This is a genomic window from Flavobacterium frigoris (assembly GCF_900111075.1).
GTDB lineage: Bacteria > Bacteroidota > Bacteroidia > Flavobacteriales > Flavobacteriaceae > Flavobacterium > Flavobacterium frigoris.
This window is the reverse complement of sequence record NZ_FOFZ01000018.1, coordinates 39,143-65,654: the sequence shown is the minus strand read 5'-3', so window position 1 is coordinate 65,654 and position 26,512 is coordinate 39,143. Positions and strand designations below refer to the sequence as shown.

Below are 26,512 nucleotides of genomic sequence, written 5' to 3'. Positions count from 1 at the left end.
AGGGAGCCGAAAATTGGAGGGTGTGTGGAAATTTTCGTTTTTCCCCTGCCCTAAAGGGAGCCGAAAATTGGAGGGTGTGTGGAAATTTTCGTTTTCCCCCTGCCCTAAAGGGAGCCGAAAATCGAGAGCGTTATTTTTTGCGAGCCTAAAGGGAGGTGGAAATTTAAGGTTATCAGTTATCGGTTTCTGATTATTGGAATTTCCTTTTTTTGTAATATGCAGTAAACATAAACAGCCTTTTTTGTAGTGTATGTTGAACATTAATAGCGATGTAAAAGGAGTGCTGCTACAGGTGGTATAAACAAATTGAGTTTTATGAAAAAAATACTAGTAACAGGCGCATCAGGTCAACTAGGTTCAGAGTTAAGAGTGTTATCTGAAAATTATTCTAAATTTGAATGGTTTTTTGCTGATAGAACACAAATTACTTTAGATGACTTATCCGTTTTAAAGAATCAATTGGATTTAATTCAAGCTGATGTTATCATCAATTGCGCTGCTTATACTGCAGTGGACAAAGCCGAATCAGAAGAGGAACTAGCTGATACCATCAATCATTTGGCTGTGGGAGTTTTGGCCAGCTGGTCGGCATTCAATAATGTGAAGTTAATTCATGTTTCTACTGATTATGTTTTTGATGGGAATTCGGCAATCGCCTTAGATGAAAACTCCCCAACTAATCCAATCAATGTTTATGGTGCTACCAAATTATTAGGAGAACAACTTTGTTTGACTACTAATCCTGAGGCGATCATAATTAGAACTTCGTGGGTTTATTCTAGTTTTGGAAATAATTTTGTAAAAACGATGTCTCGACTAATGCAAGAGAGAGAGAGTTTGAGTGTGGTGAATGATCAAATAGGAAGTCCAACTTATGCGGCTGATTTAGCCCAAGCGATTGTATCTATTATAAACCATCCTAATTGGCATGCTGGTATTTATAATTTTTCTAATGCGGGAGAAATCAGTTGGTTTGAATTTGCTTTGGCGATACAAGAAATAGGTGGTTTTGATTGTGTTATTGGCGGAATTCCTTCTTCGTCATATCCTACACCAGCGAAACGTCCTGCCTATTCTTTGTTGGATAAAAGTAAAATAATAAATACTTATGGAGTTGAAGTTCCTGATTATAAAAAGAGTTTGAGGAAGTGTATGGGGTTGTTGAAAGGTTAGAGGAGGGAATTTTCGTTTTTCCCCGGCCCTAAAGGGAGCCGAAAATTGGGGTGTGTGATAATTTTCGTTTTCCCTGGCGTTAAAGGGAGCCGAAAATTGGGTGTGTGATTTTGTCTCGGGACTAAAGGGAGCTGAAAATTGGGGTGTGTTCGAAAAACCAGATGTTTTCCCCGGCCCTAAAGGGAGCCATCTGATTTTTGGAGCGAGAATATTTTAGGGAATCATTTACTTTTCCCTAGCCATAAAGGGAGTTGAAAATTGGGGTGTGTGGAAATTTTCGTTTTCCCCCAGCCCTAAAGGGAGCCGAAAATTGGGGTGTGTGATTTTGTCTCGGGACTAAAGGGAGCTGAAAATTTATACGGTAATCTAGTATTGACTCGAAAGTGAGTCGGAAGTTGAGATTGTGATTTTCAATAAAGATATCTAAATTGAGAATCGGATTTTGAGTTTCTTTTTTGCCCCCTTTAGGGCTTGAGGCAAACAAAAAAGAAACTTATCTAAGATGTGTTGTAGTGTTACCTCTACTGAAAGCTTTCGTGATTAAGGGGAACGAAAAGACTTGAAATGTGGAAATTTTCGTTTTCCCCCGGCCCTAAAGGGAGTTGAAAATAGGGTGTGTTCGAAAAACCAGATGTTTTCCCCGGCCCTAAAGGGAGCCATCTGATTTTTGGAGCGAGAATATTTAGGGAATCATTTACTTTTCCCCGGCCCTAAAGGGAGTTGAAAATAGGGTGTGTGAAAATTTTCGTTTTTCCCCGGCGTTAAAGGGAGTTGAAAATTGGGGTGTGTGATAATTTTCGTTTTTCCCTGGCGTTAAAGGGAGCCGAAAATTGGGTGTGTGATTTTGTCTCGGGACTAAAGGGAGCTGAAAATTGGAGTGTGTGAAAATTTTCGTTTTTCCCCGGCCCTAAAGGGAGTTGAAAATAGGGTGTGTGAATTTATCTCGGTAGCTATCGGGACGAAAAATAATTCAGAGCAACATAATAATCCTGTGTTACGTGATTAAGTTTTGTTAATCAAAATTATTTGTATCTTTGTAACCGATTTTAGACTTATAAGCAAATGCGGATCGTAACGTTTACAAAAATTAAAGAGTTTACAGAAAAACACTCCAGTTCTGATGTTGCTTTGAGAGACTGGTATTTTAAAGCCAAAAGAAGCGAGTGGAATACTTTAAATGACATTAAGCAAACTTTTAATAGTGTTGATTATGTAGGCAATAATCGTTATGTGTTCAATATAAAAGGTAATGACTATAGACTTGTAGCCATTATCATTTTTGCCTCAAGCAAAGTCTATATTCGATTTATTGGTACACATTCGCAATATGATAAAATAGACTGTTCAAACATTTAGAAACTATGAGAACAATACAAACAAAAAAAGAGTACATAGCATTAAGCAACCGCATTGACGACTTGTTAGTACTTGTAGATAATAATACCTCTAGTGACGATAAAAATTTTATTGAATTGGATTTACTTTCCGATTTAGTAGCCGATTACGAAGAAGCCAACGAACCTATAAAGGCACCTACGCTTATCGAAGCAATGAAATTGCGCATGTATGAGCGTGGTTTAAATCAAAAACGTTTATCGGAACTATTGGGTGTTAGCACTTCAAGAGTTAGCGAATATTTGACAGGTAAAAGCGAACCGCCTTTAAAAACGGCAAGAGATATAAGTCAAAAATTAGATATTGACCCTATGATTGTTTTGGGTGTTAATTAGAGGATAGAGGTGAAAATTTTCGTTTTTCCCCGACCCTAAAGGGAGCCGAAAATTGGGTGTGTGGAAATTTTCGTTTTTCCTCAGCCGAAAGTGAGGCGGAAGTTCGCAGCGTGACTTGGAATAAAGATAACTAAATTGAGAATCGGATTTTGAGTTTCTTTTTTGCCCCCTTTAGGGCTTGGGGCAAACAAAAAAGAAACTTATCTAAGATGTGTTTTAGTGTTAACTCTACTGAAAGCTTTCGTTATTAAGGGGAACGAAAAGACTTGAAATGTGGAAATTTTCGTTTTTCCCCTTGCCCTAAAGGGAGCCGAAAATTGGGTGTGTTCGAAAAACCATATGTTTTCCCCGGCCCTAAAGGGAGCCATCTGATTTTTGGAGCGAGAATATTTTAGGGAATCATTTACTTTTCCCTAGCCCTAAAGGGAGCCGAAAATTGGAGGGTGTGTGGAAATTTTCGTTTTTCCCCGACCCTAAAGGGAGCCGAAAATTGGGTGTGTGGAAATTTTCGTTTTTCCCCGACCCTAAAGGGAGCCGAAAATTGGGTGTGTGGGAATTTTCGTTTTTCCCCGACCCTAAAGGGAGCCGAAAATTGGGTGTGTGGGAATTTTCGTTTTTCCCCGGCCCTAAAGGGAGCCGAAAATTGGGTGTGTTCGAAAAACCATATGTTTTCCCCGGCCCTAAAGGGAGCCATCTGATTTTTGGAGCGAGAATATTTTAGGGAATCATTTACTTTTCCCTAGCCATAAAGGGAGCCAAAATTGGGGTGTGTGGAAATTTTCGTTTTTCCCTGGCGTTAAAGGGAGCCGAAAATTGGGGTGTGTTCGAAAAACCAGATGTTTTCCCCGGGGCTAAAGGGAGTCATCTGATTTTTGGAGCGAGAATATTTTAGGGAATCATTTACTTTTCCCTAGCCATAAAGGGAGTTGAAAATTGGGTGCGCGATTTTGCCTCAACGCTGAACTCAACAAATAAAGAAGACAATCTATAAAATTTAAATAGAAATGAAAAAAATATTAATTACAGGAGGGGCTGGTTTTATTGGGTCGCATGTGGTAAGACGTTTTGTAAACAACTATCCGGAGTATCAAATATTCAACTTAGATGCCTTGACATATGCAGGAAATTTAGAGAATATTATAGATATTGAGAACGCGCCTAATTATACTTTTGTAAAAGGAGATATCGTAGATGCTGATTTTATTGATGCGCTTTTTGCAGAACACCAATTTGATGGGGTATTGCATTTAGCCGCTGAGTCTCATGTGGATCGTTCTATTACTGATCCGTTGGCTTTCGTGAAAACGAATGTGATTGGGACTATGAATTTATTGAATGCTGCTAAAACGATTTGGAAGGATAATATGGAAGGGAAACGTTTCTACCATATTAGTACCGATGAGGTGTATGGAAGTCTTGGTGCTGAAGGTTTGTTTACCGAAACTACAGCTTATGATCCTAATTCGCCTTATTCGGCTTCGAAAGCTAGCTCAGACCACTTTGTTCGTGCATACGGAGAGACTTATGGTTTGCCTTATGTGCTGACTAATTGTTCTAATAATTACGGGCCTTTTCATTTTCCTGAAAAATTGATTCCGTTGTTTATTAATAACATCATTCAAAATAAACCTTTACCTGTTTATGGCGATGGGAAATATACTCGTGACTGGTTATTTGTAGAAGATCATGCGGTTGCCATTGATTTGGTTTTCCATGAAGGTGTTAATCATGATACGTATAATATTGGTGGTTTTAATGAATGGCAAAATATTGATTTAGTGAAATTACTATGTAAAATCATGGATGAGAAGTTAGGTCGTGAAGTAGGAACATCGGAACAATTGATTTCTTATGTTAAAGACCGTCCAGGTCATGATTTGCGTTATGCCATTGACGCCTCTAAGATTAATAAAGAACTAGGATGGACGCCTTCGGTTACTTTTGAAGAAGGATTGGAGAGAACTGTAACTTGGTATTTAGAAAATCAAACATGGTTGAATAATATTACTTCTGGGGAGTATGCGACATATTACGAGAAGCAGTACGCAAATTAACTCGAATTTAAAGCGAATTATCCGAAGTTCATTAATGGATTCAACCAAGGAGGTTATATTCAACGTTAGAAATTAAGGGTTTGCTAATTTTCTTTTAGCTCACTGTACTTTTTTTGTTAGTGGTGTTCGCTGAATCTTCGATTTGCCTTGATGCAAAAGAAACAAAAGATCAAGCCTGAAAATTCAAAACTTAAAAACTACCTCAAAGTGCCGTTTCGCAGCCCGAGCCGTTCGCCTTTTAGGCTCAACTCGCGGACTGCTGCCACTTTACTTTGTCATTGTTTTTTGACGTTTTTAATTTAAGGGCGGGGTTAGGAGTGGTGAGATTTGAGTTTTCGGTTTCCGTCACTTCGAGCGTTTTTATAAAATTGTATCGAGAAGTATGAGGTAAAGAGATCCTTTGAAAAAATAAAAAAAGCAATTAATTTAAGCATAAAAGATTGTTTTGTATTAAGTTGACAAATTATTTAAAATGTACTAAATTAGAATTGGGTATGTTGATTAATTTCGGCACGCCTTCATTAACTTATAAGAGAATAATCAATTTGAAGTAATTCGTTTTAAATTCGAAACATTCGTTTTAATCCGTAAAATTAACACAATTATGAAAGGAATTATATTGGCTGGAGGTTCTGGCACCCGTTTACACCCGTTAACGCTTGCGATGAGTAAGCAAATGATGCCGGTTTATGATAAGCCGATGATTTATTACCCATTGTCTACTTTGATGATGGCTGGGATTAATGAAATTTTGATTATTTCGACCCCACACGATTTACCTAATTTTAAAAAGTTATTGGGAGATGGTTCTACTATTGGGTGTAAATTCAGTTATGCTGAGCAAGCGATTCCAAATGGTTTGGCGCAGGCTTTTGTAATAGGGGAAGAATTTATAGGAAATGATGACGTTGCCTTAGTTTTGGGAGATAACATCTTCTTTGGTTCTAATATGCAAGAATTACTTCGTTCGAATACAAAACCACAAGGAGGCGTTGTATTTGCTTACCATGTATCCGATCCAGAGCGTTATGGAGTAGTAGAATTTGATAAAGACCTGAAAGCACTTTCTATCGAAGAAAAGCCTTTGGAACCTAAATCGAATTATGCAGTGCCAGGATTGTATTTTTATGATAACTCCGTAGTTGAAATTGCGAAGAATATTAAACCAAGTCCTCGCGGTGAATATGAAATAACCGATGTAAACAAAGTGTATTTAGAGCAAGGAAAGCTGAAAGTAGGGATTTTGAGTAGAGGAACGGCTTGGCTAGATACAGGGACATTTAATAGTTTGATGCAAGCGGGACAGTTTGTTCAAGTTTTGGAAGAACGTCAAGGATTGAAAGTGGGTTGTATTGAAGAAATTGCTTGGAGACAAGGGTTTATCAGTAGCGAACAACTAAAAGAATTAGCTGATCCTTTGAAAAAATCAGGTTATGGAGAATATCTTTTAGGTTTATTGAAACACAAATAATAAGTGGTCAGTGATCATATGCAGTGTTCGGTGATCAGTCGTCAGAGATGAGTATTCTTTCTTATCCGGTAATGTCTGAATTGGAATCTGATTTTTATATTAAACGCTATTTTTTAATAGCCTAGATTGTTGTAAATAAATGATATATATAGCGTTATTTTTTTTATTGATTGGTATTGAGCTTATTTATTTCAAAATAGCTGATAAATACAATATAATTGATAAACCGAATAGTAGGTCCTCTCATACATCGATTACGTTGAGAGGCGGGGGGATTATTTTTCCAATTGCAATACTAATTGCTTTTTTTCTTGGTGATATTTCTTGGGAGCTTACATTAGCAGTAGTATTAGTCGGTTTAGTCAGTTTTATAGATGACATCAAACCTCTGTCGCAATTGCCTCGATTTGCATCACATGTTATTGCCGTCGGCTTAGTATTCTATAATTTGAATCTGTATTCAGAGGCTTTATGGTTGCTTCCAATAGTCTTTGTCTTGCTGATTGGTTGGGTGAATGCTTTTAACTTTATGGATGGGATCAACGGTATAACGGTATTGTATGCGCTCACTGCGATTATAACTTTTGCTTACTTGCCTTTAAATGAAGCAAGCTTACCAGTACTGATCACCATGGCATTGTCTTGTGTGGTTTTTGGACTATTTAATGTTCGGAAAAAAGCGAAGACTTTTGCTGGCGATGTAGGAAGTATTAGTATGGCGCTTTTCTTGGGCTATTTTATGATCAAGTCAATTATAGATTCAGGACAATTAGGATATATTCTTTTCTTTTCTGTTTATGGTATCGATGCCATTATTACTATTATCAACAGGTTGTTAAAGAAAGAAAATATTTTTCAACCACATCGCTCTCATTTATATCAGTATTTAGCCAATGAAATGGGATATTCTCATGTTGCAGTTTCGATTTCTTATGCGATTCTTCAGTTAGGGATAAACATCATTATCATTTATGTGGATACAAAAGGAAGCTTGTCACTGTACTTTGCAGGAGGATTTTTAGTGTTAATGACTCTTGTTTATTTAGCTGTTCGGGTTTTTATTGTTCGTCAGTTGAGTCTTAAAGAAAGTAGGGCTTAATTCTTTAGCTCGCTTAACTTTATATTTAAGCGGTATCGCTTTGCCTGTTGGTGTTTTTGTGGTTGTGGAGTTGGATTTTTTAATTTTTTTCCCCAAACCCTAAAGGGAGAAATTAAAAAAGGGGAAACGAATGGGTACTTCACTTGCGATTGCATATTTTTTTTTGAATTACTATTTTACTTTTTTCCTTGATGAAAAAAGTAACAAAAAAATCACTGCCTGAAAATTAAAAACTCAAAAACTACCTCAAAAACGCCGTTCCGCGCCCCGAGCCGTTCGCCTTTCAGGCTCAACTCGCGGAGCGCTGCCACTTTGTTTTTTCGTTGTTTTTCGACGTTTTTAATTTAAGGGCGGGGCAGGAATCGATTCCGATCACGTTATTTTTTACCTGAACCAGATTGCTTCATTCTTCGCAATGACGAGGTGAAATTAAAAAAGGGAAAAGTTATTGTTTTTTAACGAGTTATCTTTCTTTAAAAAAATCACAGGGCTCCCTTTAGGGTTGGGGCTAAACCTCTGTTTTTTTTAATTTCCAGTAGAAGTTTATTAAGTGGAATGATAATTATATTTTACTTTTTTAGCTCATTACTTTTTTATTTTTAGCGGTACTCGCTGAATCTTTGATTTATCTTGATGAACCGTTGGTCTTCGCTCAGGGTGACGGTAACAAAAAATTATTCATGGGTTAATATTGTTTTTTTTGTATTCATGACCCGAGCCTGAAAGGCGAACAGATGAAATAATCTCCGATTTTACTGCCTGATCCCGATAGCTATCGGGATTTAATGATTAAAAATGTGTTCTTTATTTACCTGACAGCCAATGGCTATCTTCCTTTTAATTTCTGATATTTCTTGAGGGTTTAAATTTAAGGGCGGATTTAATAGTGAAGTTTTGACTCTAAGGGGCATAAGATTATCGACAGGACTTCATGGTAATTGTTATGAAATAAAAGAATAGTTATTGAAGCTTTAAAAGCATTGCACTCACAAAGTGCAAAATATATATTATTTTAGCCTAGGTTAGACTCCATAAGTATTAATTTTTAAGAAATGGCTGAGAACAAAATTTGGCTTTCGACTCCCCACATGGGTGGCACTGAACAGAAGTATATTCAAGAGGCTTTTGATTCTAATTGGATTGCTCCAATAGGACTAAATTTGACTGTTTTCGAACAAAATTTAGAAAACTATTTGGGGTTGGGAAATGTTGCCGTTTTAAATTCGGGGACGGCGGCGATTCATTTGGGATTAATTCTTTTGGGGGTGGAGTCAGGGGATGAGGTGCTTTGTCAAAGCATGACCTTTTCGGCCTCTGCCAATCCAATTTTATATTTGGGGGCAACGCCTGTTTTTATTGATAGCGAACCTGAAACTTGGAATTTGTGCCCCGTTGCACTTGAAGCAGCCATTGTAGATAGAATTGCTAAAGGCAAAATTCCAAAAGTGATAATAGCGGTCGATTTGTATGGTACTCCTTATAAGATCGAGGCGATACGAGCGATTGCTGAACGCTATGGGATTCCTATTCTTGAAGATAGCGCAGAGGCATTGGGTAGTTGTTATAAAGGACAAAAATGCGGAACTTTTGGTGATATTAGTGTTTTATCTTTTAATGGAGGGAAGGTGATAACGACGTCGGGTGGAGGAGCGATTGTAGCTAATTCTGCAGTGTTAAAACAGAGGGCTATATTTTTAGCGACGCAAGCAAGAGAAGAGACACCGCATTTTGAGCATACCGAAATTGGATATAATTATCGAATGAGTAACATTTGTGCAGGAATTGGTCGAGGTCAAATGGAAGTTTTGGATGCTCATGTAATTTTAAGAAGGGAAATGCATGAATTTTATGTGGGTGTATTCAAGGATATTGCGGGGGTAACGGTTTTTACCGTACCCAATGACCATTTCTTTTCAAATTATTGGTTAAGTACCGTTTTGATAGATCCTAAAAAGACACTTGGAATTACTAGGGAAGCAATGCGATTAGCACTAGAGAAAGCAAATGTAGAATCACGTCCGTTATGGAAGCCGATGCATTTGCAGCCTGTTTTTCGCGATTTTCCTTATTATGGTAACGCTATTGCTGAGACCCTTTTTGCCAATGGACTTTGTTTGCCATCTGGTTCTAATCTTACAGAAGAGGATCGAAGTAGGATAAAAGCGGTGGTTTTCAATTTGTTCAGCGCGTAAAAAGAGTGAATAGGCCTTTCTGCCGTTGGGCAAAGAAAAAGGAATAAAAAAATTTTATTTGAATGCAATTAGTAGTAATTTTGACATTGTCTAAATATATATATTTTGAGTAATCATGCAAATCCCGATTCGACACCTATTCTCAAGAATTTTTTTTCTCGGGAGAATCTAAGGTTTAATATTCATAATCTAAGTTATCTGCCTAGATGGATTATCGTTATGATGGATTGCGCCGTTTTAATGGTGGCCTTTTTTTTTACCTATCTGCTGTTTAGAGGTACAGGACTAGATTATATTGTGACTACACATACGGCATTGTATCTTAGTTTTCTGTTTGGGGTTAATATATTCTTTTTTTGGTTGTTTAGAACCTATTCTGGAATTATAAGGCACTCTTCTTATATCGATGCTGTTAAGTTGTTGTTTTCACAAATGGCTGTTTTAATAATACTCTTGCTATTAAACTTTGCTTTTGAATTATTCTATGGGTATAAGGCCTTTTTAAATACCGCGCTTTTTATTAATATGGTTCTTTCTTTTTGTGGGCTGTTTATGTATCGTGTGATTGTAAAACAGACTTTCGAATATTATTTTTCAGAAAAAAGCGACATAAAATTATCGAGAACAATAATTTATGGAACAGATGCCAATGCGATATCAGTTGCTAATGCTTTAAAGTTAGAGTCTCCTCCTCGTTTTAAAATTGTGGCGTTTGTAGATAAGAATGATCAAAACTCATCTAAGCGGATGTTGGATTTACCTATTTTGATTTTAAAGAAGAAACTACCTACTCTCATGCGTTCCATTGGGGCTGAAGGCGTTATTATCGCCGATAAAAGTTTGTCAAAAGAAGAACGATTAGTCATTGTAGATCAATGCTTAGAGTTTAATTATAAGGTGTACATTATTCCCTTGATTACGGACTGGGAAAATCAAAAGGAGATCTCGCAAAAAGTAAAAACGATACAAATTGAGGATCTTCTGGAAAGAAAGCCAATTGTTTTGGATAATAAATCCATTTCGAAACAATTAAAAGATAATACCATTTTAATTACAGGTGCAGCAGGTTCTATCGGGAGCGAAATTGTAAGGCAGGTATTGCTTTATAATCCTAAAAAGATTATTATCCTGGATCAAGCTGAAACGCCATTGCATCATTTGAGATTAGAGACTGAAGTGCTGCCTACGAATTCCAAAATTAGGACGGTTGTAGGGGATATTAGAAATAGAGAGGCAATGGATAGGGTTTTTCGACTTTATAGACCCCAAGTAGTTTTCCATGCGGCAGCTTACAAGCATGTGCCCTTAATGGAAGAAAATCCTTCTCAAGCGATTCTTACCAATATTGGCGGGACTAAAAACCTTGCCGATTTATCCTGCCTGTACAAGGTTAGGAAATTTGTAATGATTTCTACAGACAAAGCCGTCAATCCTAGTAATGTAATGGGTGCAAGTAAGCGTATTTCAGAGAAATATGTGCAGTCCTTATCATTAAAAACGGAGCGAAAAGTAGGGGAAAAGACGACTAAATTTATTACTACCCGTTTTGGTAATGTTTTGGGTTCAAATGGGTCTGTAGTGCCGCTGTTTACTAAGCAAATTGCCGAAGGAGGACCGATTACGATTACCCATCCGGATATTATAAGGTATTTCATGACTATTCCAGAAGCTTGCCAGCTGGTTCTTGAGGCGGGTGCGATGGGTAAAGGGGGTGAAATTTATATTTTTGATATGGGGAAACCGGTTAAAATTATTGATTTGGCGAGAAAGATGATTAAGTTGGCGGGATACGTGCCGGATAAAGAGATAAAAATCCAAATTGTCGGTTTAAGACCTGGGGAGAAGTTGTACGAAGAATTGCTTAATGATACCTCCAAGACGATTCTTACGCATCACGAAAAAATAATGATTGCAGAGGAAATTCAAGACGAATTTGAATCTTTGCATGCTGATATTGAATCTTTAATCGATAATGCAGATTTTTTAGGGAATGATGAAATTGTAATGAAAATGAAGAAGATCGTACCGGAATTTAAAAGTATGAATTCTACTTTTGAATTGTTGGATGTGAAATAGGAACTAATTAAGTTTGATTAAAAAAAGCTCACAAGGATTTATCTTTGTGAGCTTTTTTTGTTTAGGGCAGTTGATTTTTTGTGGTTCTTTTGAATTTATTACTTCCGATAAGGAATGATAATTATATTTTTCTTTTGTCTTGATACAAAAGAAATACCGTTTGTGTATTCAATTCAGTATTCCGAAGGAATTCGGAATACTGTTTTCATATTACAACGGCATTGTACCGGAAGGTTTGTTAATACGATGTGCAACCCGATGGCACAACAAAAAATCAAGCCTGAAAATCAAAAGCTTGAAAACTGCTTTTTACCTGACAGCCATTGGCTGTCCTCCTTTTAATTTCAAATGTTTTTTCGTTGTTTTTTTTCGTTTTTAATTTAAGGGCGGGGCAGGAATCGATTCCGATCATGTTATTTTTTGTCCCACCAGATTGCATCATTTTTTGCAATGACTGGGAGAAATTAAAAAAGGGGAAACGAATGGGTGCTTCACTTGCGATTGCATATTGTTTTTTGAATTACTATTTTACTTTTTTCCTTGATGAAAAAAGTAACAAAAAAATCAAGCCTGAAAATTAAAAACTCAAAAACTACCTCAAAACTCTGTTCCGCAGCCCGAGCCGTTCGCCTTTCAGGCTCAACTTGCGGACTGCTGCCACTCCGTTTTTTCATTGTTTTTTAACGTTTTTAATTTAAGGGCGGGGCAGGAATCGATTGCGATTTCGTTATTTTTTACCTGAACCAGATTGCTTCATTCTTCGTAATGACTGGGAGAAATTAAAATAGGGAAAAGGGATGGGTATTTTGGGTATTTTTTAATTTTTTCCCCCAACCCTAAAGGGAGAAATTAAAAAAGGCGTGACCTTATTTGGTTTTAAAAAATTGGTTGTTGGCTATGGCTTCTTTTAAGGGTGTGACATCTTTTAGTGTTACTTTTTGTTCGAAAGCTGCAATATGATTGTCATGATGCACGTCAGATCCTACGTAAGCGTACATTCCTTTTGCCAGTAACTGCTCTGCTACTTTAGCGATTTGAGCGCCGTAATAGCCTACAACCGACAATAAATTGAGCTGAAATAGGCAACCTGCTCTTTTTAGTTTGGCATATTCATTAAAATTGTTGTGGTAAAACAAGTACCGTTCTGGATGTGCTAATACTGGGATGTAACCTGCTAGCTGCAAGTCAAAGAGAATGGAGTACAACTGAATGGGCGCATTGATGTATGACATTTCGACCAAAACATAGTTGTCTTTAAGGGTCAATAGGTCATGGGATTCAAAAAGGCGCACGAATTGGTCGTCCATAAAGTATTCGGCGGCGGCGTGGAAAGGAATTTTGATATTGTTTTTCTCAAACTGCAGTATTGTTTCCGTTTTTTTGGAGACGATCCCTTCGCGGGTATTCTCCCAAACATGCTCCCTAATATGGGGTGTGGTAATGAAATGCGTCACTCCAAAACCTTGAAGTGCTTGGGTAAGTCGCAACGTATCCTCAAAAGTTCTGGCGCCGTCATCGATTCCCGTTAATAAATGAGAATGAATATCGACATGGCCTTCTGGGATGAGGTCTTTTAAAACTGGCTTATTTTTGGAAAAGAAAAACACTGCTTTATTTTTAAAAAATGATACTACAAAGGAACACTATTTTAGGAGTTAGTTCGTATAAAAATATGTATTAGCCCAGTTAATATGAAAAGTAAACAATAGCAATTACGTACTTGCCGATGGTTTCTTTTCTTGAGGTGGTGGTAATCGTTAGCTACTTTGCTGTTTTCGATAAAGGGTTTTCGAAAAGGGATGTAGCATTTTTAAGATTAAGAATTCTAGTGTAATAAGGTAGTAGCATGGAGTTCTTTTTCTTCATCGAATTACATGGTTTTCGTAAATAATTTTAATTCTAAGTTTCTATGTGTTAAAATCAAAATTTGGAGACTAGTAATCAAAAATTAAGCACAATATTTGGGGCAAAAGGTTATATTTGTGCCCTATCAATACCACGAAGGGTTAGAATTTTGGAATACAAAGATTTAACCTGGGAATAGCCGCTTAGCATCCATACATGAATTACCAAGAAAAAACAGATACCGATTGGTTGTTTGAGATAACACCCAAAAACAAGTTCTTCTCCCTCAATCTCAATGAAGTTTGGCAATACCGGGATTTGCTACTGCTTTTTGTGAAAAGAGATGTGGTGACTGTTTACAAGCAAACCGTTTTAGGACCACTTTGGTATTTGATTCAACCTTTATTCACCTCGATTACCTTTACGATCATATTTAATAATCTGGCCGGTATCAGTACCGGAACCGTGCCTCCTTTTTTGTTTAATTTGGCAGGAATAACGGTTTGGAATTACTTTACGGCTTGCCTTACGGGAACGTCCAATACTTTTGGTGCGAATGCTGGAATTTTTGGTAAGGTGTATTTCCCTAGGTTGATCGTGCCTATTTCGATCGTGATTTCTAATTTGATTAAATTTGGAATCCAGTTCCTCATTTTCATCGTTTTTTACATTTATTATTACAGTCAAGGCGCTTTAGTTAGTTTGAACGCCGCTGCAGCATTCTTCCCCTTGCTTATTGTCTTGATGGGCGTTTTAGGATTGGGATTGGGGATGATTATTTCGTCTTTGGTAACCAAATACAGGGATTTTAGTTATCTAATTGGTTTTGGCGTGCAACTGCTGATGTATTTATCGGCGGTGATGTATCCTATGGCTTTGATAAAGGAAAAAATTCCGAGTTATGGCTGGCTGGTTCAATATAATCCACTAGCTTACGTCATAGAAACTGCGCGCTATATGTTATTGAATGTGGGGCAAATTTCGGTTTTTGGGTTGCTGTATACATTTGCTGTAACGGTGATTGTATTTTTAGTAGGGGTGTTGATTTTTAATAAAACGGAGAAAAGTTTTATCGATACCGTTTAAATTCCTCCCCCCCGGCCCCCTCCGAAGGAAGGGGAGTCGTTGCGAAGTCTTTGTCCTGTTAGAGGGTACTAGCGAATAAAAAAATAAAGTAGCAGCTGTTGTCATTAAATTGTGACTCAGAATGCGGAGCCGTGGACGGGCGTTAGGTAATTCATGGTTTGTTATGTATAATTAACAGCTTCAATTCAGCTAACCTTATAAGTTATTGAAGGTGTTCAACCCTTTATTTTTGAAGTGATAGTATAAGATTCATTCGAAATGGAAAAAGATAAAAAATGAAAACAGCATTAATTACAGGTGTTACAGGGCAAGACGGTTCTTATCTCGCAGAATTTTTACTTTCAAAAGGATATACCGTTCATGGAATTAAAAGAAGAGCTTCCTCGTTTAATACCGAAAGAATAGACCATCTTTATCAAGATCCACATGCAGAAAATCAAAAATTTATTTTGCATTATGGTGATTTGAGTGATGCTACTAATTTAATTAAAATCATTCAAGAGACCCAACCTGACGAAATTTATAATCTTGGTGCAATGAGTCATGTTAAAGTTAGTTTTGATATTCCAGAGTACACCGCAAATACGGATGGGATAGGAGCACTTCGTCTTTTGGATGCTATTCGCGTATTAGGTTTAGAGAAAAAAACAAAAATTTATCAAGCTTCAACTTCAGAGATGTATGGTTTGGTTCAAGAAGTACCACAATCAGAAACGACCTCTTTTTATCCTAGGTCTCCTTATGCTGTTGCAAAAATGTACGCTTATTGGATTACGGTTAACTATCGGGAAGCCTATGGAATGTTTGCTTGCAACGGGATTTTATTTAATCATGAAAGCCCGATGCGTGGAGAAACATTTGTGACTAGAAAGATTACTCGAGGAATAGCTCAGATGGCTCTTGGATTAGAGAAAACCCTTTATATGGGTAATATTGACTCTCAGCGAGACTGGGGACATGCTAAAGATTATGTCGAGGCCATGTGGTTAGTTTTGCAACACGATCAACCGGAAGATTTTGTCATCGCGACTGGAATTACCACTAGCGTTAGGGATTTTATTATTATGGCATTTAATGAAGTGGGTGTAACACTTGCATTTAATGGAGAAGGAATAGTTGAAGTTGGTGTTGTTGTTTCCTCCTCTAATGCTGAGTTTTCATTCGAAATTGGGCAAAAAGTCATTCAAATCGATCCCGCTTATTTTCGTCCTACGGAGGTTGATTTGCTCATAGGTGACAGTACGAAAGCCAAAACTAAATTGGGCTGGCAGCCAAAATACACTTTAGAGATGTTAGTTAAAGAAATGGTTCAAGCAGATGTAGCACTGTTTAGAAAAGAAAAATATCTTAAAAATTTTAAATAAGAAGCAGTAGGATATGGAATTCAATTCAAAAATATACGTGGCAGGACATCGCGGAATGGTGGGTAGTGCCCTTGTTGAAAACCTCGAAAGAAAAGGGTTTGTAAATATTATTACAAGAACTTCACAGGAATTGGATTTAACGAACCAACTGGCTGTGAAAACGTTTTTTGAATCAGAAAAGCCAGAGTATGTTTTTTTGGCTGCAGCCAAAGTAGGTGGGATCGTAGCCAATGACACCTATAGTGCTGATTTTATTTATGAAAACATACTTATTCAGACGCATGTAATTCATGAAAGTTATAAAAACAAGGTCAAAAAACTGCTTTTTTTAGGTTCCTCTTGTATATATCCAAAATTAGCACCCCAGCCATTAAAAGAAGAATATCTTTTGACGGGTTTGTTAGAAGAAACGAATGAGTCTTATGCTGTAGCAAAAATAGCGGGTATCAAGATGTGCGAAGCCTATCGAAAACAATACGGATGTTCTTTTATATCGGCAATGCCTTGTAATTTATATGGTTTTAATGATAATTACGACTTACAAAATTCACATGTAATTCCGGCCCTACTCAGAAAATTCCATGAGGCAAAAAGCAGTAAATCGCCAGAAGTTATCGTTTGGGGTACGGGAACGCCATTAAGGGAATTTCTTCATGCTTCTCAAATGGCAGATGCCTGTGTGTATTTAATGCAAAATTATGACGATGGTGGTTTTGTAAATGTTGGCTCTGGTAGCGAAATAAGTATTGGCGACTTGGCTAATATGGTTAAAGAGATTGTAGGTTTTCAAGGAGAAATTATTTTTGATACTACAAAGCCTGATGGAACACCAAGAAAGATAATGGACGTATCCAGACTTAGTTCACTAGGGTGGAAAAATGCGATTGCGCTAAAACAAGGAATCGAAAAAGTGTACAACGAAAAATTTTGTAAATCTTGAAACTTCCATTCCTGAACCGCTAAAACGCGATAAACAAAACAATGAATAAAGATATAATTCTAAAAGCCGAAAACATCTCAAAACAATACCGCTTAGGACAAGTAGGTACAGGTACGCTGAGTCATGACTTGAACCGTTGGTGGCATCAAGTACGTGGCAAGGAAAACCCCTATTTAAAAATTGGAGATACCAATGACCGTTCTACTAAAGGTTCTAGCGACTATGTATGGGCATTACAAGATATTAACTTTGAGGTAGAGCGAGGTGAAGTATTAGGGATAATTGGTAAAAACGGGGCGGGGAAATCAACGCTGTTAAAAATATTATCTCGGGTTACCGCACCTACAACGGGTAGTATTAAGTTTGGAGGTCGGGTGGCCTCTTTACTGGAAGTGGGAACAGGTTTTAATGGTGAAATGACCGGCAGAGAAAATATCTTTTTAAACGGTGCCATTCTGGGTATGACCAAAAAAGAGATTGCCTTTAAGTTAGACGAAATTATTGAATTCTCGGGTTGTGAACGTTATATTGACACTCCTGTAAAGCGTTATAGCTCTGGAATGACGGTACGTTTAGCCTTTGCCGTTGCGGCTTTCTTAGAGCCTGAAATATTAATTATCGATGAGGTTTTGGCCGTGGGTGATGCCGAGTTTCAGAAAAAAGCCATTGGTAAAATGCAGGATATTTCTAGGCAAGGAGGGAGAACGGTGCTGTTTGTGAGTCATAATATGGCGGCGGTCCAGAAACTGTGTACTAAATGTATTTTGTTGCAGAACGGGAGATTTGTTACGCAAGGAAAAACAGAGGAGGTGATTCAGTCTTATTTGGATCAATCGAATGTTAATCAAGCAGAATATTTGTTTGAAAAACCCAAATCGGCACAAATTTTAGCGTACACTGCCAAGTTAAGAATAGAAGATCTTGAAGGAAAACTAATGCCCGAAATTCCAGTAGGAAAACCTTGGCAAGTTAAAATATTTGTAGAGCTTCTTGAGCCTATCACAAATATGGTAATTGGTTTAGGAATGCAGGATATGCAAGACACAGCGATACGAACAGCGTGGTCTATAGCTGAAAATAGAGATAGCGGTAAATATGTTGCTGTTTTTATTGAAAAAAACATCGATTTTAACCCTGGACAATACAAATTAATAATTGGACTTTCTAAAGGGTTGCAAAGTGTACAATATCTTGACGAAGATATTATTATGACCTTTTCGGAAGTTATAGATACTCAAGCGGAATCAATAATTAGTAACAAAAGTGGTTTGATTAATAATCAAATGGAGGTTAAAGTTATTAAAAATTAAATCTATGTTTGATAGAACAAGTTATATCCTTTCTGACACTCCTTTAAAAAAAGACTTATTAAGGTTGTTTAAAAAAGAAGATAAATTAATTATCTTGGATATTGGAGGTTGCGAAGGAGAAGAATCAATAAGGTATTCCAAATTGTTCCCAAATGCAGAAATATTTATTTTTGAACCTTTGCCTTCAAATCAAGATTTAATAAAACAAAACTTTGCTAACTATAAAATTGATAATATAAAGCTTCTGCCTGTTGCTTTGTCAGACAAAGATGGTTTTGCGGATTTCTATGTGTCTTCTGGACATCCTGAAGATCAACAAACAGAATTGGACTGGAATTTTGGGAATAAGTCAAGTTCCTTACTGGAGCCTGAAGTATCTACAATTCATAAATGGTTGGAATTTAAAGATAAAATTAAAGTTCCGACAATGACCTTGTATACTTTTGTTGAACAAAATAAAATAGATAAAATAGATTTTGTTCATATGGATGTTCAAGGTGCGGAATTAAAAGTATTACTAGGAGCAAAGGACAATCTAAAAAACATAAAAGCAATTTGGCTCGAAGTATCCGATATTACGATTTACAAGAATCAGGTTTTAAGAAAAGAGATAGAAAGATTCATGAAAGAGAACGGATTTTATCTCGTCAAAACAGAAATGGAAGGTATTGCTGGGGATCAATTTTATATAAACAATAAGGAGCGTTCCCTTTTGTCTTTTTTTAATAATTTAAAGAATATTAAAATGCGGTTGAGCTTGAAAAATATATTTAGAAACAAAGAAAGTTTGCTCATTAATGAACATAAGAAAACATCTTACTCTCAAAGTGGAGAAGATTTAATTGTTAAGTTTATTTTTGATTGTATCGGTATATCAAAGCCAACTTATTTAGATATCGGTGCTCATCATCCCTATTATATCAGTAACACAGCATTGTTTTATGAAAACGGTTCAACTGGAATAAACATTGAACCCGATCCATTGCTTTTTAATGATTTTTTAATACATAGAAAAAATGATATTAATTTAAACATTGGAGTCAGTGACAAGAACGACGAATTGGACTTTTATGTTATATCATCGCCCACTTTAAATACTTTCTCAAAAGAGGAAGCTGAAAAGTATACACAAGAAGGTGATTATAATATTATCCGTATAGAAAAAATAAAAGTAAATACACTTGATTATATTTTGGATAAATATGCAAATTCTATTTTTCCTCAGTTTTTGAGTATTGATGCGGAAGGAGTTGATGAGTTAATTATAAAGGATATAAACTTTGAGAAAAATTATCCAATTGTTATTTGCATCGAAACAATAACATTTTCAACTAGTGGTAACGGTATAAAAAATAAATCTTTAATCAGTTTTATTGAAAGTAAAGGATATATGGTTTATGCGGACACCAATATTAATACGATTTTTGTCAAAGAAAATTTCTGGAAAAAAAAATAAGATGATTGTTGTAAAACTTCAAGGTGGATTAGGAAATCAAATGTTTCAATATGCAATTGCTAGTATATTGGCATTAGAAAATAAATCGAAACTGAAAGTTGATAATCTTTTTTTTGAAAATAAAGAAAAAAGTATAGGTTTTACACCAAGACAATTTGAGCTGTCTGTTTTTAACAATAAATACCTTGTGGCAACACAGAAAGAGATAAAAGCTTTTACTAACTTGTCCAAATTCAACCAAGTGAGACATAATTATGGCTTAAATTATCCAAAGGTGTTTGTGGAGACTTATTTAGGATATCACAATACTGTTTTGCAATTAAAATCACCTATTTATTTAGATGGATATTTTCAAAGTTATCATTATTTTGAAGGTTATGAAAGTTTTGTAAAAGACTTATTTTCCTTTTCTACAATGAATCTTGATGAGAAGAACAAAAAGATACTTACAGAAATTAATAATTCTGAAACAGTGTCAGTACATATTCGTAGAGGGGATTACGTAAATGACAAACTTACACAGCAGTTTCATGGAAATTGTTCAAAGGAATATTATTTAGAGGCAATACATAGAATGGAACAAAAAAGCAAAGGATTAACCTATGTCTTTTTTTCAGATGATATCGATTGGGTCAAAGAAGAATATGCAAATTTACTTGTAAAAAAACTATTTGTTGACGAAAATAAAGGTAGCGAAAGCTGGAAAGACATGTTCTTGATGACTTATTGCAGTCATAATATAATTGCCAACAGTTCTTTTAGTTGGTGGGGAGCCTGGTTAAACTCCTTTTCTGAAAAGACTGTGATTGCTCCCAAAAAATGGTTCCTAAATACGGATGCAAATGAGAAAACTAAGGACTTAATACCAGAGTCATGGCTGAGAATTTAAATAGTCCTGTAATTTCAATTATTATGCCTTGTTACAATGCATCTCAATTTATTAAAGAAAGTATTGAGAGTGTTTTGAGCCAAACTTATGAAAATTGGGAATTAATTATAGTTGACGATGGTTCTACGGATGATACAGCCACAATTATAAAAATATATGTTGCCGCTGATAATCGTGTTCGTTATTTTTATCAAGAAAATGGTAAGCAAGGTAAAGCTAGGAACCTTGGTTTAACAAAATCGAGTGGGTCTTTTGTTGCATTTCTAGACGCTGACGATCTGTGGTTGCCAGAAAAACTATTTGTTCAAATTTTAGAAATTGAAAAACACGATGTAGATTTAGTTTTTTCAGATTCTTATATCTTTAATGATAGCGAAGTAGAAAATTTGTCTCAAATAATGGGTATACCAGATGCTGTCTTTTATGATAAAAAATCGATACAAATGTTTTTAGAATACAATAGAATTCCAATTTTAACGGTTTTAGTTAAAAAAGAAAAAATTATTAGCTCGGGTGGTTTTTCTGAGCAAGTTCAAAATATTGAGGATTATCACCTTTGGTTAAAAATGCTAATATCAAACTGTACTTTTTATTCATCAAATTTTATTTCATCAAAATATAGAGTTCATCAAAATTCAGAGACCGCTGGCATTAACAGCAGTTCCAATAGAATTCTTATTACCTTATTTAACTTATCTGTTGAATTTCCGGTTTATAAAAAACAGATTGAACATGAATTAAAATTGAAGTTCAAACGTATCTATAAAACAAACCTTTTTACTAAATTAGAATTAGTTGTTTGGATTAAAAAAAACACAGCGTATTTATCAAAGTCAAAGCTAACGTACTTCTATTTGTTTTTAAATTATCTACTTCCTACAAAGGTTACTAAAAGATTTTTAATGCATATACTAAATGACTAAAATATCCATCATCGTTCCCTGCTACAATCAAGCGCAGTATTTACCTCACGCTTTGCAATCGGTATTAGATCAAACTTATACCGATTGGGAATGTATTATTGTCAATGATGGTAGCCCAGATAATACAGAAGCGGTTGCTGGAGAGTGGATAACTAAGGACACTCGTTTTAAATATATTTACCAAGAAAACGGTGGATTAAGTAGCGCAAGAAATGCGGGAATTACTATTGCAGAGGGAGAGTTTATTTTACCACTAGATGCGGATGACAGGATAAGTACTGATTATGTTGTTTTAGCCATTGCAGAATTTAAAAAAGATAGTTGCCTAAAGGTGGTTTATTGTAAGGCAGAAAAATTTGGAGACGAAACGGGTGAATGGCTTTTACCACGTTTCAATTTACAAAGGCTTTGTATTCAGAATCTTATTTTTTGTAGTGGTATTTATCGAAAAAGTGATTGGAAAAGAGTAGGAGGCTATGACACTAATATGGTTTATGGTCTTGAAGATTGGGAATTTTGGATTGCTATTTTAAAAGATGGAGGAAATGTATTTCGGTTAGATAGCACTTGTTTTTTTTATCGTGTAAAAGGCGAGTCTATGATAACAGTTTTGAATTCAAATCAGTTGCAAATTTCTAAAGAAATAGTTTGGCATAAACACGTGGCTTTTATAGTAATTTCAAATGAATATTTACTAAATGAATTGAGTAGACAAGAAAAAACATATGAGATAAAGTTGAAGAGCGAAAAATTTATTATCAACCTTTTGACTCAAAAATTTTTTGGATTTACTTTGTTTAAATTTTAAAATGGCTAAACTATATCCTTTAATATCAGTCATTGTGCTTAACTATAATCATGCACCTTATCTTGAAAAAAGAATTGGAAGTGTTTTAGATCAAACGTTTCAGGATTTTGAGTTGATTCTTCTTGATGATTGCTCGACTGACTCTAATGTTATTATAAATGAATGTAAAAAGTATGACAAGGATTCTCAGGTGTTTTTAAGTAAGTCAAATTCAGGCTCTCCTTTCGGTCTATGGGAATATGGAATCACGAAAGCAAGAGTAAATTAAATAAGTATTACTGAGAATTAATTTTTTTTTATGACAACAATAGCTCCTCTAGTATCTATAATAATACCCAATTATAACCATGAAAATTACTTAAAACACCGTTTAGAAAGTGTTTTTAATCAAAGCTATACTAATTTTGAAATCATATTGTTAGATGATTGTAGCACAGATAATAGTAGAGCAATCCTTTTAGAATATGCTCAAAATCCAAAAGTAAGTCATTGTGTTTTTAATCAAATAAATTCAGGTAATACATTTGTTCAATGGAATAAGGGTATTAGTTTAGCGAAAGGAAAGTATATCTGGATTGCAGAGTCAGATGATTTTGCAGTAAATACTTTTTTAGAAGATCTATTAAATGTTTTTTATCTAAATGACGAATTAGTTTTGGTTTATAGTCAATCAAATAAAGTTGATGAAAATAGTAGTAAAACTGGAAGCTGGATTGACTTTACAAGTGAATTCGGTAAAGATTTTTTCTTAAGTAATTTTGTAGTTGATGGAAATTATTTTATTGAGAGGTTTCTTATTTATAAAAATATAATCCCGAATGCAAGTGGCGTTTTGTTTTTAAGAGATAGAGCTATTCAATTAGGGGATTTAGATACTGATAAAGAAATGCGTTACTGCGGTGATTGGTTATTTTATATTAAACTAATTACTAATCATAGTTTAGGATTTGTTGCGGAGCCTTTAAATAATTTTAGATATCATTCAAATAGTGTAATTGCTAGGTCTAAACAGATTAATGACAGAGTGTACCTCATCAATGTTGTTAAAATAATGAGAGATAAAATGATTTCTTTTTTTACTATAGAATGCCCGAAAAACATAATTGAAATTAGTAAAATAAACAAAAAAATCATAAGGGAACATGAGTATGAGAAAGCCATGTATTTAATTAGGAATAATCAAAAAAGACTAGGATTTAAAGTGCTTTTGACTGTTTTAGATTTGTTTTTTATAAAATATAAATTTATGAAAAATTTTTTATTAAGGTGGGAACGTTTTATTAATACAATTTTGAAGAGATGAATCTAGTATCAGTTGTAATTCCAATTTATCAAGAGACTTTAAACAAGTTTGAAGTAATTGCGTTGGAGCAATGTTTTAAGATTTTACGGAATTATGAAATTAAATTTATCTGTCCTAAATATCTTGAAAACACTAATTTTCATTTCCTTCAAAAAAAAAGAGCAGATTTCGTTTTCTTGAATGACGAAAATTTTAAGTCAATAGCATCATATAATCACATGATGCTTTCTCCTTGGTTTTATAAAATGTTTGTGGACTATAAATACATCTTAATCTATCAATTGGATTGTTTTGTGTTTCAAGATAATTTAGTTTTCTGGACGGAACAAAAATATTCATATCTAGGTGCTCCATGGTTTAAAGAGAATTCAGGTGATTTTAACGAAGAAAAGTTTGAATTTGATGGGGTTGGTAATGGTGGTCTATCACTTCGAAACGTTAAAGATTGTCTTATGGTGTTAAAAAGCAATAGAAAAATTAAAAGTTTAAAAGACTGTATATTTATTCAAAACAACAAATATAATTACTGGCTAATAATTAAGGGAATTAATAGGTATTTAAAAAAACATTCTTTTAAAAGCATTAAATATGATTCAACTACTAATGAAGATAAAGTGTTCTCATCTGCATCAAAACGATTTAAAGGCTTTAATATACCGTCTCCCGAAGTAGCATCTCAATTTTCTTTTGAAGTAAATCCCGATTTATTATATAAGCAGAACAACAATCAATTACCTTTTGGTTGTCATGCTTGGCATAAATATAATTTAGAATTTTATATTCCTTTTTTATCTGAGTATGGTTATAAACTATAGTAAATAAAATGAAAGTAGCTTTTCTAATTTAGCTACAGGACGGACTGTTTTTTTTAAAATTAGTCTGTTTTACAGAAAAAAAGATATGTCCTTTGGTTGGAGAAAAAGTGTTTTTGAACTTAAACCGACAGAATTAGATATTTATACGACGACCTACTTGTTGAAGATAAAATTTTCTATTTTCAAAGCTGTAATATAACCGTCAAAAAAAATATAAATCAATTCGAAGGTAAGTTCAACTTTTTGTTTTTTATAGTGTTAAGTTAAAAAAAAAGTAAAGTATGATTCGACCATTTCTATCTATTGTAACTATAAATTATAACAATTGTATTGGTTTAGAGAAAACCATAGCGTCAATTATCTCACAAAATTATCGAAATTTTGAGTTCTTAGTGATCGATGGTGATTCTACTGATGGAAGTAAAGTGATCTTGGCAAAGAATAATGATGGAATAAATTATTCAATTAGCGAACCTGATACTGGTATTTACAATGCCATGAATAAAGGAATTAAAGCTGCCAGTGGAGAGTACTTGTTGTTTTTAAATAGCGGTGATGTATTAAATGGAGTTACAGCACTAGAAAATTTTATTTTGCATCCTGATTTTGTTGGAGATATAATTTATGGGGATTATAAATTTGAAAAAGGGGAGAAAGTTTATCCAGAATATTTAACGCCTTTATTTTTTGTGCGAAGTTCGTTGCCACATCAAAGTACTTTTTTTAAAAAGGAAGTATTTGATAAGATGGGGTTTTATGATGAGAAGTATAAAATAGTTTCAGATAGAGCTTTTTATATAAAATGTTTTTTGAGTAATCTGTTTGTTTTTAAGCATATAAATTTTCCTTTAACGGTTTATGATTTGTTCGGAATTAGCAATAATGTTGTGCATCAGGAAGAACAGGTTGTAGAGAATGAAACGATGTTCAAAGAATATTATGGTGTTTTTTATGATGATTATAAAAAAATGAATCAAATGATCAGCCAGCTTAATCAAGCGAGAAGAGAAACGCTTTTGGGTATCCTGAAACGGGTAATAAATAAAATTAAAAAAACATGTTACATCCGTTAGTAAGTGTTATAGTTACAACTTATAATAGAACAGATTATTTAAAATTAACTTTAGAAAGTGTTTTTAATCAAACCTTTACTGACTTTGAAATTATTGTGATCGACAATGGTACAGCTAATAATCTTAATGAGCAACTTTGTAATCAATTTGAAAAAGTAAAATATTTTAAGATTGAGAATAGTGGTGGGCCAGCAAGGCCTAGAAATGTTGGAATTCGCGAGGCACAAGGCAAATTTATTGCTTTCCTTGATGATGATGATTTATGGTTACCTGATAAATTAGAAAGGCAAGTAGCCATTTTAGAAAGAAAATCAGACTATGGTTTAGTGCATAGTTGTTGTGAGGTAATTGATGAAAACGGAAAGTTAAAAAATCAGGTAATAGGACGGCCGGGAACTCCAGATGTAAAACATGGTGATGTTTCGTTGCGAATGATGGGCAATTGGACTATTATGATGCCGACTCCCCTCATGAGAAAAGAAGTCATAGATAGAGTCGGATTTTTTAATGAAGAGATGCCCTCAGCTGGTGAAGATGTTGAGTTTTGGGTAAGATGTTCTTTTGAAGCTAAATTTTATTATATCGATGAATCATTAGCGCAATACCGTGTTCATTCGGGAAATATATCTGGGAGTTCTGCTAAATATATTGAATTACCGTTATATTTGAAAAAAGTGCTTAGTGAAGTTTATGATAAGGAAAAGATAAGCAAAGAAGACTATCAGCTTCTCCTATACCGGCTTTGTCAAATGCAGCTTAAAATGATAAAGCTAAATTTTTTCAAAACAATTCGATATGTTTTTGTACTCCATACTTTTTGGTTTTTGAAAATAAACAATAATAAGTTATTAATTAAGATGTTGTTTTTCAAGTAACGATATTTATAAAGGCATAAAAAATTCAAG

At 34.8% G+C, this 26,512-nt stretch carries 23 protein-coding genes; 22 read left to right on the top strand and 1 reads right to left on the bottom strand.

The window, feature by feature from the left end:
• The first annotated feature begins 315 nt into the window (after window positions 1-315).
• From rfbD to BMW63_RS16375, 9 genes are all read left to right on the top strand, one after another.
• Complete coding sequence (gene rfbD / locus BMW63_RS16415; protein WP_074724542.1) at window positions 316-1,173, top strand: dTDP-4-dehydrorhamnose reductase; 858 nt, start codon at window positions 316-318, stop codon at window positions 1,171-1,173.
• Between the two features lie 1,062 nt (window positions 1,174-2,235).
• Window positions 2,236-2,529: a type II toxin-antitoxin system HigB family toxin gene (locus BMW63_RS16410; protein WP_074724541.1), complete on the top strand. Its 294-nt coding sequence runs from the start codon at window positions 2,236-2,238 to the stop codon at window positions 2,527-2,529.
• Between the two features lie 5 nt (window positions 2,530-2,534).
• Window positions 2,535-2,903 (top strand): helix-turn-helix domain-containing protein, encoded by a 369-nt coding sequence (locus tag BMW63_RS16405; RefSeq protein WP_074724540.1) that lies wholly within the window; start codon window positions 2,535-2,537, stop codon window positions 2,901-2,903.
• Between the two features lie 1,004 nt (window positions 2,904-3,907).
• Complete coding sequence (rfbB, locus tag BMW63_RS16395) at window positions 3,908-4,957, top strand: dTDP-glucose 4,6-dehydratase (RefSeq protein ID WP_074724538.1); 1,050 nt, start codon at window positions 3,908-3,910, stop codon at window positions 4,955-4,957.
• Window positions 4,958-5,397: 440 nt separating this feature from the next.
• Complete coding sequence (locus BMW63_RS18490; RefSeq protein WP_139174268.1) at window positions 5,398-5,511, top strand: GxxExxY protein; 114 nt, start codon at window positions 5,398-5,400, stop codon at window positions 5,509-5,511.
• A 50-nt stretch (window positions 5,512-5,561) separates the two neighbouring features.
• The gene (rfbA, locus tag BMW63_RS16390; RefSeq protein WP_074724537.1) at window positions 5,562-6,428 is read left to right on the top strand and encodes a glucose-1-phosphate thymidylyltransferase RfbA; all 867 of its coding nucleotides are present in this window, start codon (window positions 5,562-5,564) and stop codon (window positions 6,426-6,428) included.
• Between the two features lie 139 nt (window positions 6,429-6,567).
• The gene (locus tag BMW63_RS16385) at window positions 6,568-7,527 is read left to right on the top strand and encodes an MraY family glycosyltransferase (protein WP_074724536.1); all 960 of its coding nucleotides are present in this window, start codon (window positions 6,568-6,570) and stop codon (window positions 7,525-7,527) included.
• A gap of 1,052 nt (window positions 7,528-8,579) precedes the next feature.
• Window positions 8,580-9,719 (top strand): DegT/DnrJ/EryC1/StrS family aminotransferase, encoded by a 1,140-nt coding sequence (locus BMW63_RS16380; protein ID WP_074724535.1) that lies wholly within the window; start codon window positions 8,580-8,582, stop codon window positions 9,717-9,719.
• 105 nt (window positions 9,720-9,824) lie between these two features.
• Window positions 9,825-11,795: a polysaccharide biosynthesis protein gene (locus BMW63_RS16375; protein WP_074724534.1), complete on the top strand. Its 1,971-nt coding sequence runs from the start codon at window positions 9,825-9,827 to the stop codon at window positions 11,793-11,795.
• 866 nt (window positions 11,796-12,661) lie between these two features.
• Here the strand turns inward: BMW63_RS16375 and BMW63_RS16370 are convergent.
• Window positions 12,662-13,402 (bottom strand): tyrosine-protein phosphatase, encoded by a 741-nt coding sequence (locus BMW63_RS16370; protein ID WP_074724533.1) that lies wholly within the window; start codon window positions 13,400-13,402, stop codon window positions 12,662-12,664.
• Window positions 13,403-13,856: 454 nt separating this feature from the next.
• Here BMW63_RS16370 and BMW63_RS16365 point away from each other — a divergent pair, with 454 nt between their 5' ends.
• The 13 genes from BMW63_RS16365 (at window position 13,857) to BMW63_RS16300 (ending at window position 26,482) form a co-directional block, all read left to right on the top strand.
• The gene (locus tag BMW63_RS16365) at window positions 13,857-14,726 is read left to right on the top strand and encodes an ABC transporter permease (protein WP_074724532.1); all 870 of its coding nucleotides are present in this window, start codon (window positions 13,857-13,859) and stop codon (window positions 14,724-14,726) included.
• A gap of 275 nt (window positions 14,727-15,001) precedes the next feature.
• A complete protein-coding gene (gene gmd, locus BMW63_RS16360; protein ID WP_074724531.1) occupies window positions 15,002-16,090 on the top strand; it encodes a GDP-mannose 4,6-dehydratase in 1,089 nt (362 codons plus the stop codon).
• A 13-nt stretch (window positions 16,091-16,103) separates the two neighbouring features.
• Window positions 16,104-17,030, top strand: a complete 927-nt coding sequence (locus BMW63_RS16355; protein WP_074724530.1) for a GDP-L-fucose synthase family protein — start codon at window positions 16,104-16,106, stop codon at window positions 17,028-17,030.
• A 41-nt stretch (window positions 17,031-17,071) separates the two neighbouring features.
• Entirely contained in the window at window positions 17,072-18,340 is a 1,269-nt protein-coding gene (locus tag BMW63_RS18485) for an ABC transporter ATP-binding protein (RefSeq protein ID WP_074724529.1), read from the top strand.
• Between the two features lie 64 nt (window positions 18,341-18,404).
• Complete coding sequence (locus BMW63_RS17945) at window positions 18,405-19,796, top strand: FkbM family methyltransferase (protein ID WP_175460303.1); 1,392 nt, start codon at window positions 18,405-18,407, stop codon at window positions 19,794-19,796.
• Complete coding sequence (locus tag BMW63_RS16335) at window positions 19,765-20,685, top strand: alpha-1,2-fucosyltransferase (protein WP_245745003.1); 921 nt, start codon at window positions 19,765-19,767, stop codon at window positions 20,683-20,685. The genes BMW63_RS17945 and BMW63_RS16335 overlap by 32 nt, the downstream gene beginning before the upstream one ends.
• On the top strand, window positions 20,670-21,608 hold the full coding sequence (locus BMW63_RS16330) for a glycosyltransferase family 2 protein (RefSeq protein ID WP_083380535.1): 939 nt from the start codon (window positions 20,670-20,672) through the stop codon (window positions 21,606-21,608). Before BMW63_RS16335 ends, BMW63_RS16330 begins: the two co-directional genes overlap by 16 nt.
• Window positions 21,601-22,416 carry a glycosyltransferase family 2 protein gene (locus BMW63_RS16325; protein WP_074724527.1) on the top strand — a complete coding sequence of 272 codons (816 nt, stop codon included), beginning with the start codon at window positions 21,601-21,603 and terminating at the stop codon, window positions 22,414-22,416. The genes BMW63_RS16330 and BMW63_RS16325 overlap by 8 nt, the downstream gene beginning before the upstream one ends.
• Before the next feature lies 1 nt (window position 22,417).
• Entirely contained in the window at window positions 22,418-22,684 is a 267-nt protein-coding gene (locus BMW63_RS16320; RefSeq protein WP_074724526.1) for a glycosyltransferase family 2 protein, read from the top strand.
• 30 nt (window positions 22,685-22,714) lie between these two features.
• Complete coding sequence (locus tag BMW63_RS16315) at window positions 22,715-23,719, top strand: glycosyltransferase family A protein (protein WP_074724525.1); 1,005 nt, start codon at window positions 22,715-22,717, stop codon at window positions 23,717-23,719.
• The gene (locus BMW63_RS16310) at window positions 23,716-24,534 is read left to right on the top strand and encodes a DUF5672 family protein (protein ID WP_074724524.1); all 819 of its coding nucleotides are present in this window, start codon (window positions 23,716-23,718) and stop codon (window positions 24,532-24,534) included. Before BMW63_RS16315 ends, BMW63_RS16310 begins: the two co-directional genes overlap by 4 nt.
• 281 nt (window positions 24,535-24,815) lie before the next feature.
• Complete coding sequence (locus BMW63_RS16305; RefSeq protein WP_074724523.1) at window positions 24,816-25,607, top strand: glycosyltransferase family 2 protein; 792 nt, start codon at window positions 24,816-24,818, stop codon at window positions 25,605-25,607.
• Window positions 25,592-26,482: a glycosyltransferase family 2 protein gene (locus BMW63_RS16300; protein ID WP_074724522.1), complete on the top strand. Its 891-nt coding sequence runs from the start codon at window positions 25,592-25,594 to the stop codon at window positions 26,480-26,482. Before BMW63_RS16305 ends, BMW63_RS16300 begins: the two co-directional genes overlap by 16 nt.
• The last annotated feature ends 30 nt before the right edge of the window (window positions 26,483-26,512 follow it).